This is a genomic window from Streptomyces sp. NPDC048644 (assembly GCF_043199105.1).
Classification (GTDB): domain Bacteria; phylum Actinomycetota; class Actinomycetes; order Streptomycetales; family Streptomycetaceae; genus Streptomyces.
The window spans coordinates 386666-402765 of sequence record NZ_JBICVO010000003.1 but is presented as its reverse complement, the minus strand read 5'-3'; the positions used below and the strand labels follow the sequence as shown (position 1 = coordinate 402765).

Sequence of the window (16100 nt, the reverse complement as noted above, 5' to 3'; positions counted from 1 at the left end):
CCGTACGGCAGTGCCTGTACGGCAGTGCCTGTACGGCAGTGCCCGTTCCGCCGGGAGGTGGACGGGTCACGCCGGGCACATCGCGCCGCCCCCGCCCGCCGCTTCGTCAGGTCCGTCCCCGCCCGTCGTGCGGCGGAAGTCGCCGGGGCTCACGCCGGTTTCGCGGCGGAAGAAGCGGCAGAAGTAGGCGGGGTCGGCGAAGCCCACCCGGCGGGCCACCTGGGCCACGCTCAGGCGGGTGCCGGACAGCAGCCGCTTGGCCTCCACCGTCTGCGCGTGCCGGATGATCCGGCCCGGCGTGCGGCCGGTGCTGCGCTTGACCACCTCCGCCAAGTGCCCCACCGATACGCCCAGTTCATCGGCGTACGACTGCACGGTCCTGCCCGCGGAACCGGGTCGGGCGAGCAGCCGGGTGAACTCCCTGGCCACCGGCGCCTGGCGGCCCGTGGCGGGCTCGGGGCGGGACGCGCCCGGCAGCCGCAGGGCCCGCGCCGCCAGGATGTGCACCTGCGCCTGGAGCACCGAGGTGAACGCGTCGGCCCGCTCGGCGCACTCCTGGACCATCTCCCGCACCAGCCCGGTCAGCCGCAGCGCCGCGACGGGATCGACCTGGAGCGGGGGCCGTTCGCCGAGTTTCGCCAGCGTGTACCGGTCGCCGGGGTGCGCCAGCAGGAAGTCCTCGGTGAACAGGATCACCCAGCCGCGCAGGTCACGGACCCGGTCCCAGTGATGGACCTGTCCCGGCACGATGAAGCTCAACTGCGGCGGGCGCAACGGCCACCGGGCCAGATCGATGACGTGGTGCCCCGAGCCGCCGGTGACGTACGCGATCTCGTAGAAGGTGTGCCGGTGCGGGAAGTCGGCGCGGGAGAGCGGGCCGATGGTGTCGAAGGAGCCGACGGCGAACGGGAGGAGGTGCGGGGCGGGCACGTCGAGCCGGTGCAGCGGTACCGGATCGTCCGCCGGTCCTTCGTCGTTGGAACAGCCGCGCGGCACGAAGACATCCGGTGCGGGGCCCGCCGCGCGTCCGCCGCGCGGGGGCCTGGCCTGTTCGCTCCGTCTGGGCACGGGCTCACCCTACGAGCGGGCGCAAGGCCGTCTTCTCGGCCACGGATGCGGCCACGGATGCGGCAGCGGCGGCGCGTGGCGGCCGGGCCGGCCGGTGGGCCGGCCCGGCGCGCGGACGGTCAGGCCGGTCCGTTCCACTTCTGCGCGGGGTTGCCCGAGCAGTTGGCGATCTGAACCCTGGTGCCGTCCGACGTGTTGGCGGCACGGATGTCCAGGCACTTGTCGGCCTGCCTGTTCACCAGGTCGTTGGCCGGGGAGAACACCCACTGCTGCGAGGGGCTGCCGTTGCAGTCCCACAGGTGGATGAGCGAACCGTCGGACGTGGCACCGTTCACGACGTCCATGCACTTGCCGACGGCGCGCACGGTGCCGTCCGACGCCATGGTGAACTTCTGGGCGGGGGCGCCGTTGCAGCCGTGCACCTGGACCTGGGTGCCGTTGGCCGACTTGCCGTAGGCCACGTCCAGGCAGGTGCCGTTCATGCCGGTGATGGCGCCGGACGGGCCGCTGATCTTGGCGGGGTGCGGCGGGCTCCCCTTGGCGCCGCCCTTGGGCGCGGAGTCGCCGTGCGTGCTCTTCGGGGGCGGGGCGGGGTCCTTGTGCTTCGGCTGCGCGGGCGGCGCGGCCGGCTGTTCGGCCGGCTCCTGGGTGGCCTTCTTCTCCGGCTTCGGGGACGCCTTGGTGTGCTCGGGCGAGGCGGACGGGGAGGCGCCCGCCGACTTCGACGCGACGGGCTCGGGCGACGGGCTCTGCACGTCGGCCGCGGCGACCCGGGTGTCGTCGGCACTCATTCTCAGGCCCTGCTGGGCCAGCGGGGCGAGCAGCGCGACGGCGGCGACAAGACCTGCGGCCGAGCCGAGGGCGACCCACACCCGCCGCTCGGGGAGCAGGCCGATGCGCGCCCTGCCGGGGTCGCGGGCGAAGGTACGGGAGAAGCCGTCCGGTGATTTCCCGGGTGGCTGGGGGGAGTTGGGGGTGTCCGGTGGCACGGGGTCCTCCGACGGTCGGGACGGATGGCGGGCAGGGAAGTGGTGAACGGATCGGGGCGGCCGGGGTGGCGACCGCGGGTCAGGGGGCGGGGGCCCGGTCCGGCATATCGTGTTCGGACAGCCGCATCAGGGCGTCGGCGTCCGGCGAGGTCAGTTCGGACACCCGCATCGCCTGGCGTTCGGTCATCTCCTGGAACACCTGGCGCGCGGTACGGCCGTTGCCGAACCTGACATTGCGCGGAATCGAGGCGAAGTGCCCGGACAGCGCCCGCCTGGCGTCCTCGCTGAGCCGGTAGGCATGGCGCTCGGCGTGGTGCTCCACGATGTGCACCAGCTCGTCGGACGTGTAGTCCTCGAACAGCAGCGTGCGCGAGAAGCGGGAGGACAGGCCGGGGTTGGAGCCGATGAAACGGTCCATGTCGTCCGGGTAGCCGGCCGCGATGACCACCACCTCGTCGCGCTGGTCCTCCATCAGCTTGACCAGCGTCGCGATGGCCTCGGTGCCGAAGTCGTTGCCTGCCACCGCGGGCGCCAGCGAGTACGCCTCGTCGATGAACAGCACGCCGCCGCGGGCCCGGTTGAACGCCTCGATGGTCTTCGGACCGGTGTGCCCGACGTACTCGCCGACCAGGGCGCTGCGGTCCACCTCCACCAGATGCCCGACGGCCAGCAGCCCGAGCGCCTTGAGGAGCCTGCCGTACAGCCGGGCGACGGTGGTCTTGCCGGTGCCGGGATTGCCCGCGAACACCAGATGGCGGCTCAGCGGCGGCGCGGGCAGCCCGGCCTCGCGCCGCCTGCGGACCGTCTGCATCAGCTTGACCATGCCGCCGACATCGCTCTTGACCCGTTCCAGGCCGACCAGTTCACCCAGCTCGGTCAGCAGGTCGTCCAGCGTCTCGGGCTCCTCCTCGGGGGCGCCCTCATCGGCCAGCTCCGCCTCGTCGGACGCCTCGCCGCCTTCGCCGTCCCCGCCGCCCGGCGCGGCCACCGGGGCGCCGGCGGCACCGGGCCTGCCGGGCGCCCCGGCTCCGGGGCCGGCCACGGACGGCAGCACCGCCGTCTCCACACGGTGGGCCGCACAGTCCTCGAAGACCGCCGCCGCTCCCTCCGCGGTGCCCACGTCCTGCGCGCAGTCGAAGATCCGGCAGCCGCGGAAGAGCGGATCGGCCCGCTCGCCGATGTGCAGGGCGGGGAAGGTGCTGCCACGGACATCGCAGTACTCGAAGGTGCCGCCCGCGTCCTCGCCGACGAGGATGCCGTTCTTGCCCGTGGTGTCGATCCGTACGCCGCTGACCTGGCAGTCGGTGTCCTTCCACAGGACCAGCGCGGTGCCGCCCGCCCGGAACACGCCGCCGCCGTCCATCCGCAGCCGGGCGCCGGTGGCGACCGTCACCCCGGCGCTGCCCACGTCCGCGATGCGGGTGCCGGTCAGCCGGGCGCGGGCGCCGGGGCCCAGCTCGACGCCGGTCCTGCGCTGCCCGGTGACGGTGGTCTCGGACAGCTCCGACTCCTCGGCCGACAGCAGGCGCACGCCACTGTCACCGCCGTCCACACGGCACCCCTTGAGCACCGCCGCGCCGCCCATCGCCACCTGGACACCGCACATCGCGGCGCCGCCCAGTGTGGTGTCGGCGGCGTGCGCGCGGGCCTCGTCCACCACGGCCAGCGCGTGCTCGTCGGTGCCCGACACCCGGCAACCGGTGAAGGTGCCGTGCGCCCGCTCGCCGAGGTGCAGGGCGCTGAACCCGGAACCCGACACCGAGCAGTCGGCCATCCGCAGCGCGCTGTCGCCCAGCGCCAGCGCGCCGTTGGCCGCGGGCGACACGACGCGGCAGTCGTGCGCGGTCAGCCGGGCCGCGCCGCCCGACGCCAGCGCGCTGCCGCCGGCCGCCACCACCCGGCACCCGGTGAGATCGACGCGCGCCTCGTGCTCGGCCTGCACGCCGGTGGCCGCCGCGCCCTCGATCCGGCAGTCGTCCAGGACGACCTGGGAGCGGTCCTGGGCCAGCAGCCCGTTGCGTCCCGGCCTGATCAGCCGCGCGTCGCGCACCGCCAGCCGGGAGGCGCCGCGGGACCGCAGCGCCGACCCCGAACTCGCGGTGATCCGCAGCCCGTCGGCCACCACCCGGGCGGTCCCTGACAGCACCACGCCGATGCCGTCGACGGCGTCGATCGTGCCGTCCTCGATGCGGGCCCTGGCGTCGCCGCTGACGTGCAGCGCCGCGTGCCGCGCACCGTGCAGCCGGGTACGCCGCCACACCAGCACGCCGCCGGTGGTGGGATCCCGCAGGTCCTCCACCAGATCGGCGGCGAGGTCGCCGCGCAGCGCGTCGAGCGCCCCGGCGTCCGCGTCCGGGGCGTCGCCGCCCGCGTCCTGGTCCGCGCCGTCCGGCCGGCCCAGCACCTCGACCCGGCCGTGGGTCAGCGCGCAGTCCTCCAGGACCAGGCCCGCCGCGTCCTCGACACGCACCAGCGCCTGGGCGGGATCGGCGCCGTGCAGCGTCAGTTGCCGCACCGCGCAGTCGGGCGCCGCGACGCTCAGCGCGGGCCCCTGCGACGGCCGGATGACGACGGTCCCAGGACCCTGCTCGGGCACCAGCACCACCCGGCGCTCCAGGCGTACGTTCTCCGGGTACTCGCCCGGTGCGACGGTGACGGCCGCGCCCGCGGGGACGGCGGCGACCGCGTCGGAGATCGTCCGGTAGGTCCCCCGCCCCCGGGCGGCGACGCGGTACACGGCGGGGTTCGTCATCCTGTGCTCTCCTGCGGGTGGTGCGGGTCCTCGGTGGGCGCGGGGTCCGGGTGCTGCCAGTCCGGCGGGTCGTCGGCGCGCAGCGTGGGCGTGATGATCAGGCCGCCGAGCATCTTGTCGGCGAACTTGCTGACGCCGCCCACCAGGAAGATGTCGGCGAAGCCCTGCCGGTGGTAGAACCGGCCCGCCATACCGTGCTGGAGCACGGTCTTCGCCGCGCCCATGCTGATGCCGCCCACCAGCCCCGACGCCATGCCGATGCCGCCCTCGGTGAGCGCGTCCGTGCCGGAGAGGTGGACGACGTTGCCGTTGGCGTCGTACACGCCGAAGATGGCGGATCCCGCGGCCCCGACGATGAAGCCGGAGACCAGACCCGAGGTGATGCCCACACTGAAATCGTACGTGCCGGCCCGCCAGCGGGTGACCTTCTCGTTGCCCGCCCACTCCGACGACCAGGTGTCGTCGCTCTGCGGCGGCCGGGCGAAGGGACGGCCCGAATCGACGTTGCCCGCACCGGTCTTGAGGGCGCCGCCACGGCCCGCCATGTCGTGCATCCCGGTCACCCCGATCTTGACGGTGGAGCCGATGGCGGCGCCGAACGCGGCCTTGGCGACGTCGGTCCAGGTGAAGTCGCGGCCGGAGATCTCCGCCGCGATGGCGTTGACGATCAGGCCGACGACGAAGTCCAGGGTGAACTCCTGGGCGAACTCCACCAGCATCTGGGTGCCGGCCTTCTGCACGAACGGCGTGTACAGCGACTCGCCCGCCGCGTGCCCCGACCACTGGGAACGGTTCGGCTCGCGCAGCATCCGGCTGTTGCCGCGGAACTCCGTGAACCAGCCGCGGAAGTCGTTCTCCCGGCCGGCCAGCGTCATCCTGCCGAAGCTGTCGCGCTCCCACACGTACCCGGACATGGTCCGCTCGGAGAGCAGTGTGTGCCCGTCGGAGCCGCCGAAGCGCCGCCACTGCTTGTTCCACTCGTCGGACTCCAGGAACGTGCCGTCCTCAAGGCGCGTCCTGGTGCGGACGGCGCCGCCGGCCTCGAACTCCTTCCACTCACCTGAGGTGTGCGTCCCGGTGGGCGTCTCCTGGTACTCGCGCACCCGTACCGGGGTGTCGCCGAGCAGGTCCTGGAAGGCGGAACCCGACCTCGGGACGGCGGGGATCTCCTGGACCACCCGGCCGTCGGCGCCGCCGACGTGGTCGCTCCAGCGCGCCCCCGCCCGCCAGTCGTCGAGGCGGTTGCCCGCCGCGTCGGTCCAGGTGCGCACCCGCTCGCCGGGCCCGCCGCCGAACTCCATGACGTGGCCGTCCTTGTCGACCTTGTTCCAGTGCCAGGTGGGCGGCGCGCCGTCCTCGCCCGCCACCCGCCAGGCGTCCACGTGCGTACCGTCGCCCAACAGGCGGTGGTCGCGCACCAGTTGGCCCGCGGCGTCGAAGTCCTGGTAGGACGCCGCGTCCCAGTAGCGCCCGGTGCCGCCGCCCGCCGACTGCACGCGGACGCCCTCATCCCCGGTGACGTCGTCCACCCAGGTGACCTTCGCCGAACCGGCGGGCCCCGTCGCGGTGACGGTCCTGTCGAGGGTGCCGTCGGCGCCGCTCGGCCAGCTGTCCTTGCGGCCGACGATCGCGCCCTGGTGGTCGAAGCGGGTCCAGTCGCCGCCGGTCCTGATGTCGGCCCGGCCGAGCGCCGCACCGGCGTCGTCCGCGGCCACGGCAGGGCGCGGCGGGTTGCGGTACTCGACGACCGTGCCGTCCGCGAACCCCTCCCGGATGACGTGCCATTCCTGCCCGCCGCCGGTGCCCGCAGGGCGCGGCGTGTACCAGTCGCCGCCGGGCGGGTCGACGGTGTGCCGGTCCTGCCAGCGCAGCTCACCGTGCCCGGTGCCCGCGGGGGATTCCCGGAAGTCACCGGAGTGGAATGTGCGGTGCCCCTGGAGCCCGTCCTCCCCTTCCGACCAGGGCAGATAGCCGTCCTGCGCCCGTACGTTCGTGGGCAGCGGCACATCGCCCACGGTCAGCGTCGCGCCGTTGGACAGCGGGCGGGTGCCGCGGACGACGCTGCCGTCCATGGCGATGTCCAGGGTCGAGGAGTCCCGTCCGACGAGCCGCAGTCCGCTGCTGGTCGGCGTGGTGCCGCCGGCCGGGGTGTGCTTCCAGGTGTGCAGCTGGAAGCCGCTGTCGGACTTCAGCCAAGCGGTGTGGTCGAAGGTGTGCCCGTCGACGGTGGACAGCAGTCGCCGGGTCCAGACGGGCGGTCGCTGCTCGGTGACGCGGTGCGTCTCCAGGAATCCGCCGTCCTCGATGACCTTGCCCGAGCCGTTCTCCTTGCCGTGCGCGGAGTGCGACACCCAGTCCCGCTTGAGCGTCCCGTCGGCGTCCATCTCGAACTGGACGTAGCGGCGGTTGTCGTCGGGCAGGTGGAAGCGGCCGAACTTCTCGTGGACCAGGTCGCTCGCGCCGGTACGGGGGTTGGTCATGGTGTCGGTCCAGCCGCGGCCGGGGCTCCAGCTGCGGGAACCCTGCGCCAGGTGCTGGTAGTCGGCGTCGTAGCGGTGCCAGGTGGTGGCGTCCCCGCCGAGGCCCTGGGCGAGCGGGCTGCGGTCCAGATCGGCCAGCACATGGCCGCCGTCGGGGTTCTCCCGCCAGTGCCGCACCCGGACACCGTCGGCCGTGTCGAACCAGCTCCGGCCGCTCTCGCCGAAGTGCCGGCTGCCGTGGCGGCCCGCGGTGCCGTCGGGCAGCACCTCGTTCCAGTCGGTGCGCTGGTGCGTGAAGCGCCCGAACGTGGCCTTGCCGGTGGGGCGTTGGGCGTCGAGGAAGCCGCCGCCCGGCAGCGGCCTGCGCTCGAAGACCTCGGCGCCGCTGTGGCTCAGCAGCTGGATCCGGCCGTTGCCCAGGCCCTTGTCGCCGACGGTGCCGGAGTCGAACCAGGGGGTGGTGGCACCGGACGTGCCGGCCGTCGCGTCGCCGCGCGGCGGGGTGATCCGACGCCAGGTCGCCCCGGCGTCGTCGGCCGCCCCGGCGTCGTCGGCCGCCGCGGCGGGGAAGTCCACATCGAAGGCGTGCCCCTGCTTCACCGCGCCGTTCTCGATGACGTTGATCCGCATCGAGTGCAGGCTGCCGTCGGCCCGGTAGGTGGTGAACTCGCCCTGGTGCAGCGGCCCGGAGCCGTCGACGCGGAAGCCGCCGTCGGCCTGCCGGGTGACGACGGTGCCGGTCCCCGACAGGTTCGCGTCCAGCAACTGCGCGGAGTTGTCCGGCAGGAAGCGGGTGCCCACCGCGTCGGAGAGCTGCACGGCGTCGTACAGGTGACTGCCGTCGCCCGCGGACACATGGAAGGTGGTGCCGTCGACGGTGACGCCGTGGGTCACCGCGCCGTGCTCGTCGAAGAGCCGGAAGCCGCCGTCGGCGTCCTCGACCCGGAAGCCGCCGCCGGGCCGGGTGGCGGTCTTGAGGCCGTCGACCCGCTGGAGACCGGAGTCCAGGACGTCCAGCGCGCCGTGCTCGTACACCCGCAGGGACCGGCCGGCGGCGCCCGGCGCGTCCTGGAGGCGCAGCGCCCGGAAGTCGAGGGCGCCCGAGCTGTCGAAGACCCGCACCGAGCCGTTGTCCGTCACGCGGAACCCGTCGCCGTGCACGGCCACTTCGGTCTCCGCGACGACGTGCCCGTCCGGGCCGTGCAGGGTGCCGGTGGGGGCTGCGGGGGCGCCGCCGTGGCCGGCCGGGGGCGAGTGCAGGAAGCCGACGGTCTCCTGGCCGTCGGCCAGCCGGAAGGCATCGGCCGTGTGACGCCCGGTGGCGTCGAAGACCTGGTGCCCGCCGGCCGTCTCGACGCGGAAGCCGTCGCCGTACGGGGAGACGGACGCGTCCGGCACCGGGGAACCGTCGGTCGAGACGACCCGCGCCCCGTCACCGAAGGTGCCGTCGGGCGCCGTGTGCACGAACCGGAACTGCGTCATGCCGTCCGGCCCGGTCAGCCGCAGGCCCCTCCCGGAGTGCCCGCCGGCGGGGGCGGTCTCCTGCGGCGGGCGCGGCGTCTCGTGCGGGGTGGGGGCAGGTGCGGGCGTGGTCCGGTGCGGCAGCTCAGGCGCCGGGTGGGTGGCGGGGACACCGGCCTGATCCAGCGGCTGCATCTCGTACGCGGGGCCGCCGGCCGGCCGGGGCCGGTGGTGCGATGCGCCGCCGAGGAGGCGGGGTCGTTCCTTGAGTGAGGTGGTGAGGAGGTCGTCGAGTTTGGCGCCGATGTCGTCGGGGTCCATGCCGTGGGCGCGGAAGGCGTCTTTGGCGTCGTCGAGGTCGGCTACGGCGTTGTCGAGGTCGGTGCGTGCCTGTTCGCCGACGGCGGGTCCGCGGGAGGAGCCGTCGATGCGGGCGCCTTCGGTGTCGAACCGGAGTTGGGCGGCGTCGAGTTCGGACTGTGCGCGCTGGACGTCGCTCCAGGCGTTCATGCGGGCGTCGACGATGTCGTCGGTGTCGCCGGGGTTGCGGAACACGTCGGCCCTGGCTTCGGATTCCCTGGCCCAGATGGCGTCGAGTTCGGCGCCGGTGGGGCGGGATCCGGTGCCGGATGCAGGTGCGTCGGGCTGTCCCTTCCAGCTCGCCGGCTTGGGGAGGTTCGCGAACTCCTCCGCGTTGTGCAGGACGTTGCCGCGCAGGTCGGCGGCGATGTGGGTGAATCCGGTGCCGCTCCAGCTCTTGTCGAGCAGTTTCGTGCCGGCGGGGTCGGTGAACGCCAGGCCGACGGTGTTGCGGTCGGGCTGGTGGGTGACGGTGATGGTGAGGTCGTCGGCGTAGCCGGGCTTGTTGACCGTGACCGTGTGGACCAGCCCGTCCTCGCTGAACGCCGAGTGCGCCGTGACGTCGTCGAAGCCGTTCCAGCGGACCAGTGAATCCGCTTCGAAGGCCCGGCCGAAGTCGTTGAAGGCGGTGCCCGACGGCAGTCCTGGCCACTCCTCCTTCAGCACGGCGGCGAAGTCGTCCGGCGAGATGGCCTCGGCACGCACCGGGACGACCGTCAGGCCGCTCTCGACCCTGGCGGGCCCGGTGCGGACCAGGGTGGTGGGGGAGAGCGTGATCTCCCACTGGTCGGGGCTGCGCGGCACCGGATCGTGCGGGCTGATCTCGTAGTGCGGCGGGTAGGCCATGGCCAGCTTGCCGTGGTCGGCCGGCACCTCGATCTCGAAGACGACGCGGTTGCTCAGCACGCCGTTCTTCGCCCACTCGGGCTGGAAGTCGAAGGTGTTGGACGTCGAGATCGGCAGCCGCTCGATGAAGCGGTCGGCCTGCTGGCTCGCCGGGTCCATGGAGACCCCGCGGTAGACGGTGAGCTGCTTGTTGGGGCCCCCGAAGTGGAGGTCCTGGGTGATGCGGTGGAACTCCTGGACCTTCCCGAGGAGCTTGCCGTCCTCCAGCGCACTCGGGTTGACGAATCCGCCGAAGCCGCGCTTGGAGGTGAAGGCGCCCCCGATGACGTCCCGCATCAGGGCGGCGACCTCGGGCTCGGCGACCGCGTGGCCCAGATGGATGCGGGCCACGTCGATGAGCGACCCCCAGTTCTCGGCGGCCTTTCCGGTGAGTCCGGCGGCGGGGGGCGGCGGTGTGGTGTGCGGGGCGGGAGCCGGGGGAGCTTCGTCGAAGGCGCCGGACCAGTGGTAGCGCTGCGGGCCTCCGGGCGAGGCGACGGTGATGCTGTCGCCGTCGATCTTGACGGGCCAGCTGTGGCCCGCCGAGTCGAGGGGACCGGCGGTGTACCGGCCGAGTTTGGCCTGCGCGCCGATCGTCGATCCGTCGAAGGGGCCGCCGTGCAGGACGATGTCCTGTCCGGTGAGGTTGAGTCCGAGGCCGCGGGTGTAGTGCCAGGTTCGGACGGGGTTGCCGTTGGGGGCGTCGAGTTGGTGGATGGTGAATTGGCGGTCGGTGGGTCCGCCGTGGACTACGAGGTGGTTGGTGTCGGCGGCGTCCAGGATCTGGGGGGCTTCGCCGCGTGGTGCGTGGACGATTGCGCCGTTGAGGTCCGGGATTTCCTTGTCGAAGCGGCCGAGGCTGCGGCCGGTGCCGGAGGCTCCGCCGAGGAGGCGGGGTCGTTCCTTGAGTGAGGTGGTGAGGAGGTCGTCGAGTTTGGTGCCGATGTTGTCGGGGTCCATGCCGTGGGCGCGGAAGGTGTCTTTGGCGTCGTCGAGGTCGGCTACGGCGTTGTCGAGGTCGGTGCGTGCCTGTTCGCCGACGGCGGGTCCGCGGGAGGAGCCGTCGATGCGGGCGCCTTCGGTGTCGAACCGGAGTTGGGCGGCGTCGAGGTCGGACTGTGCGCGCTGGACGTCGCTCCAGGCGTTCATGCGGGCGTCGACGATGTCGTCGGTGTCGCCGGGGTTGCGGAACACGTCGGCCCTGGCGTCGGATTCCCTGGCCCAGATGGCGTCGAGTTCGGCGCCGGTGGGGCGGGATCCGTGGCCGCCGCCGGGGGCGGGAGCGTCGGGCTGTCCCTTCCAGCTCGCCGGCTTGGGGAGGTTCGCGAACTCCTCCGCGTTGTGCAGGACGTTGCCCTGGAGGTCGGCGGCGATGTAGCGGAATCCGTCGCCGCTCCAGCTCTTGTCGAGCAGCTTGGTGCCGCCCGCGTCGGTGAAGGTGACCGAGACGGTGTTCTTCTCCGGCTGGTGGGTGACGGTGATGGTGAGATCGTCCGCGTATCCCGGCTTGTTGACGGTGGTCGTGTGGACCAGCCCGTCCTCGCTGAACGCGGCATGCGCGGTGACGTTCTCGAAGTCGCCGCCCCAGCGGCCCAGCGACTCCGGTGCGAAGGCCCGGCCGAAGTCGTTGAAGGCGGTGCCCGACGGCAGACCTGGCCACTTCTCGCCGATCACCGAGGCGAAGCGGTCGGGCGTGATCTGTTCGGCACGGACCGGAACGACCGTCAGGCCGTTCTCGACACGGGGTTCGCCGGTGCGGACCAGGGTGGTCGGGGGGAGGGTGACCTCCCACTGGTCGGGGCTCATGATGGGTGGTTCGCCCGCGCCCGGTTTGTAGTGCGGCGGGTAGGACATGGACAGCTTGCCGTGCTCGGCGGGCACGTCGATCTCGAAGACGATGCGGTTGCTCAGCACGCCGTTCTTCGCCCACTCGGGCTGGAACTCGAAGGTGTTGGACGTCGAGATCGGCAGCCGCTCGACGAAGACGTCGGCCTGCTGGCTCGCCGGGTCCATGGAGACCCCGCGGTAGACGGTGATCCGCTCGTTGGGGCCCGTGAACAGCAGGTCCTGGGTGACTTGGTGGAACTTCTGCGTCTTGCCCACCAGATCGCCCCGCTCCAGCGCCATCGGGTCGACGAATCCGCCGAAGCCGCGCTTGGAGGTGAAGGCGCCCCCGATGACGTCCCGCATCGTGGCGGCGATCTCGCTGTTCTTGACGGCCTGGTCCAGGTGGATGCGGGCCAGGTCGACGTGTTTGCCCCAGTTCGCGGCGGCCTCTCCGCTGAGTCCGGCGGCGGCCGGCGGCGGGTCGGTGTGCGGGGCGGGAGCCGGGGGAGCCTCGTCGAAGGCGCCGGACCAGTGGTAGCGCTGCGGGCCTCCGGGCGAGGCGACGATGACGTGGTCGCCGTCGATCCTGGCCGGCCAGCTGTGGCCCGCCGAGTCGAGCAGGGAGCCGGTGGACTTGCTCGTCTTGAGCAGCGAGCCGTCGAAGAGGCCGCCCTGGAGGACGAAGTCCTCGCCGGCCGGCCGCAGCCCGCCGAGCCGGACGTAGTGCCAGCTGCGGACCGTGTTGCCGTCCGGCGCGTCCAGCTTCTCCACCGTGAACTTCGAGCCCTGCGGGGTGCCGTGGACCTTGAAGAGGCTCGCGTCGGCGGCGTTCATGACCTTCGGGGGATCGGTCCTCGACACCGTCAGCAGCACACCGCCCTGACCCGGCAGTTCCGTGGTGACGGGGGGCCTGCCTCCGGTGCCGCCTGGCAGCCTCGGGCGGGCCTTCAGCGAGGCGTCGTCCAGCGCCGCCAGCTTCTTGCCGATGTCGTCGGGGTCCATGCCGTGGGCGCGGAAGGCGTCCTTGGCGTCGGCCAGGTTCTGCTCGGCGGCCTTGAAGTCGTTCAGGGCCTGCTCGCCGACGGAAGGACCGGTGGACGGGCCGTCCACGCGGGCGCCCGCCAGGTCCAGCTGGTCCTGCGCCAGGCGGTGGTCGATCCGGGCCTGCTGCACCCGCGTCCAGGCATCCCTGCGCGCCTCGAACGCCGTGGGGGTGTCGCCCGGCTTGCGGAACACGTCGGCCTTGGCGAGCGCGTCCTCGCGCCACTGCGCGAAGGTGTCCAGGGTGCGGACCGGGGCCTTGCCCTTGATGTCCCCGCCCGAGCCGACACCGGGGCCGTGCCCGCCCGCGCCGCCCGGTTGCGGAGTGTGCGGGGCGGGTGCGTGCGGGGCGACGGCCCTGGCGACCGGTGCCTCCACCCCGCCGACGGCGTGCGGCACGGCAGGGGCCGTCGCGCCGTCGAGCGCGGGGGTGCCGTGTCCGGGCGCACCCGTTCCGGGCAGGTCCGGCAGCTTCGGCGGTTCCAGGACGGAGGCCCCTGCGCCGGCGGCAGGGGTGTCAACGGGGTGACCGGGAGCGCCTGTTGGCGCGTCGAGTGTGTGGTGGGCGGGGGCAGGCGTGGGCACCGGCCGCTCGCCGAGCCCGGCCAGATCGGTGCCGCCCGCCGCGGGCTGCGGGACGTGCGGTGTGGTCCCGGCCCCTGGCACCTCCACCTGGCTGCCCGTCCTGCCCACGGCGGGCGGCGGCGCGAGCCGGTCGCCGGTGGCGGGCGGTGCGATGCCGTGGGTGGTGGGCGGCGGGGTGACGCCGTGCTGGACGGCGGGCGGCGTGATGCCGTGGGCGGCGACGGCCGGGGGCGTGATGCCTTCGGTGGCGGCGGGCGGTGTGATGCCGTGGCCGCCGGTGGCGGGCGGGGTGATGCCCTGCGTGGTCGGAGGTGTGATGCCGTGGGTGTCCAGGCCGGCGCCGAACTGCCGGCCGGCTCCCGTGTTCACGTCGACGACCCGGCCCGCGCCCGCGCCCGCGCCGAGGTCGACGGTGCCGATGCCGTGCACCGGGCCCGGTGTCACCGAACCGTGGGAGGGCAGGTGCAGTTGGCCGGGTGCGGTCAGGTCGGATGCGACCGTCCCGGTGGTGGGCATTTCGATGCGGCCGACGGCCGGCGGTGTGATGGACGCCTGGCCGCCGGTGGCCGGCAGGTCGATGCGGCTCACCGCGGGCGGCGGGGCGAGCGACCCGGCGTGCAGGTCGAGCGAGCCGGGGGTGCCGATGCCGTGGGCGGGCGCCTCGACGTGACCGAGGTCGACCAGTCCCGCGGCCGGTGCGTGCGGGACCGCGGCCGTCGGCGCGGGGACGTCCATCCGCATCGCCGGCACGTCCGCGATCCGCGCGCCGGAACCGATGTTGCCCAGGTCGCCGAGGCCGCTCGGGACGCCGAAGTGGCCGGCCGACACCGAGCCGAGGCCGTGGGTGCCGAGGTCGGTCACACCGCCAGGTGCCACGGGCGCGGACACGCCGGACGGCAGCGATCCGGTCAGCGAGCCGTGCAGGCCGGCCGGTGGCGAGAGGTGCGTGACCGGGCCCATGGTCGGCAACTGGCCGAGCCCGCCGGGGTGACCGAGGGACGGCAGTCCGCCGAGGGCGCCGTCCAGGCCGCCGATGTGCACCGCGGGCAGGTCGAGCCCGCCGGGGAGCCCGCCGCCGAGACCGTTCAGGGACAGGTTGGTGGAGCCGAGGCCCGAGATCGAGCCGTCGAAGTGCATCGCGGGCGGCGTCATCGTGCCGTGCGTCGAGAGCGACGGCGTGAACGTGCCGGGCCCGGCGAAACCGCCGGAGCGCACCATCGCCAGGTCGTTCATCGGGTCGATGTGCACCGAGGGCGGGCCGCCGCCGATGTCGGCGAGATGGTGGATCGGCCCGGCGCCGCCCAGCAGCCGCCCGCTCGCGTCGAGCGCGCCGTAGCGGAACTTGCCGAACACACCACGGTCGATGAAGCCGATCTTCAGGGCCTTGCCGATGCCGAGGGCCTGGACCTCGGCGGCGTCCACGGGCAGCACCAGCCGCAGGGCCTTGAACCCGGAAAGACCGTTCCACACCCCCCGGCCGGCCGCGGCCAGGCCCGAGCCGATCCACTTGGCGCCGTTGCCGATGCCCTTCACCGCCCCGTACGCCAGGGCGCCCGCGAAGTGCAGGCCGGTCAGGCCCTGGGGGAGCATCATCGGGAGCGCCTTGAACGGCGCGACGATGTGGATGCCCCCGTTCAGCCCGCCGGTGAAGATCCGGCCGCCGAATCCCGGGATGTGCGAGAACGGGGTGTGCGTGAAGAGGCCGTTGAGGCCGCGGCTCCAGCTCGCCGCGCCGCGCGCGAAGTCCGCCGTGCCGAAGAACAGCCGGATCGACAGGTTGAGGAAGTTGCGCCCGGTGAAGACGTTCTTGAACGAGTCGAACGCCGTCTTGATGCCCGTGATGCCCTTGGCGCCCAGGCCGCGCAGCCCCTGGAAGACCTTGGTGAGCTGGATGCCGCGGGTGCTGGGGGCGATCATGCCGAGCCCGGACAGCAGCAGATCGAGCGCGCTGGCGTCGCCGTTGGCGAAGTCCACCGCGGTCTTGATGAAGATGGCGACGTTCAGGGCGATGGCGAACAGCGCGATCGGGCCGCCGAAGATGATGGCGGGGATGATCAGGATGATGGCCAGCCAGCTGAGGGCCTTCATGATCTCGTCGCAGGCGTCGATCGGCGAGGCGATCTTCTGGCCGGCTGCCCGGACCGTGCTGGCCGCCGTCTTCGACGCGCTCCGCTGGGTGTCCCCGGCGTCCTTGGCCGTCGACTTCAGCGACTCGCGTCCCTCGTCGTCGTCATCGGCCAGCGCCTTGGCCTGCTGGAGCGCGGTGTCCGCGCGGCCCTGCTGCTCCTCCATGACCGCCTTGTAGGTGCGCAGCGCGCCCTGCACGTCCTCCTGTGCCTCGCGGAACGACGAGACGAACTTGCGCAGATGGCCGTCGATGACCTCGCGCAGCGCGTCGCCGGTCTTGCCGACGAAGGCGCCGCCTGAGGTGTTCTTGACCTCCGTGAGCCCGGAGTCGATGGTGTCGGCCAGCCGCACCAGTTCGTCCTGGGCCGAGATGACCTCCCGGATCCGGGCAGGGTCACCCGGGGTGGGGTCAGCGTCGAGGCCCAGAGCGCTCCAGTCCGTTTCGCGAGGCAACGCCGGCACCGGCCTTCCTTGGTCGACTGCCGGCGCGGGGCGGCGCGGCAGGGGTGTGTGGGGCGGGGGTGA

General features: G+C 73.3%; 4 protein-coding genes. All 4 read right to left on the bottom strand.

What is annotated here, in order from left to right; genetic code table 11:
- Nucleotides 1-66 precede the first annotated feature (66 nt).
- Nucleotides 67-1068, bottom strand: coding sequence for a helix-turn-helix domain-containing protein (locus tag ACGFNI_RS08780; protein WP_393681910.1), 1002 nt, complete (start codon nt 1066-1068; stop codon nt 67-69).
- A 119-nt stretch (nt 1069-1187) separates the two neighbouring features.
- On the bottom strand, nt 1188-2057 hold the full coding sequence (locus ACGFNI_RS08775) for a ricin-type beta-trefoil lectin domain protein (protein WP_393681908.1): 870 nt from the start codon (nt 2055-2057) through the stop codon (nt 1188-1190).
- Nucleotides 2058-2136: 79 nt separating this feature from the next.
- Entirely contained in the window at nt 2137-4809 is a 2673-nt protein-coding gene (locus ACGFNI_RS08770) for a right-handed parallel beta-helix repeat-containing protein (RefSeq protein WP_393681906.1), read from the bottom strand.
- Entirely contained in the window at nt 4806-16037 is an 11232-nt protein-coding gene (locus ACGFNI_RS08765) for a hypothetical protein (protein WP_393681904.1), read from the bottom strand. The genes ACGFNI_RS08770 and ACGFNI_RS08765 overlap by 4 nt, the downstream gene beginning before the upstream one ends.
- Nucleotides 16038-16100 lie beyond the last annotated feature (63 nt).

Excerpts from the sequence above, each read along its gene's own strand:
- ACGFNI_RS08770 (WP_393681906.1), bottom strand. The coding sequence starts at position 4,809 with ATGACGAACCCCGCCGTGTACCGCGTCGCCGCCCGGGGGCGGGGGACC.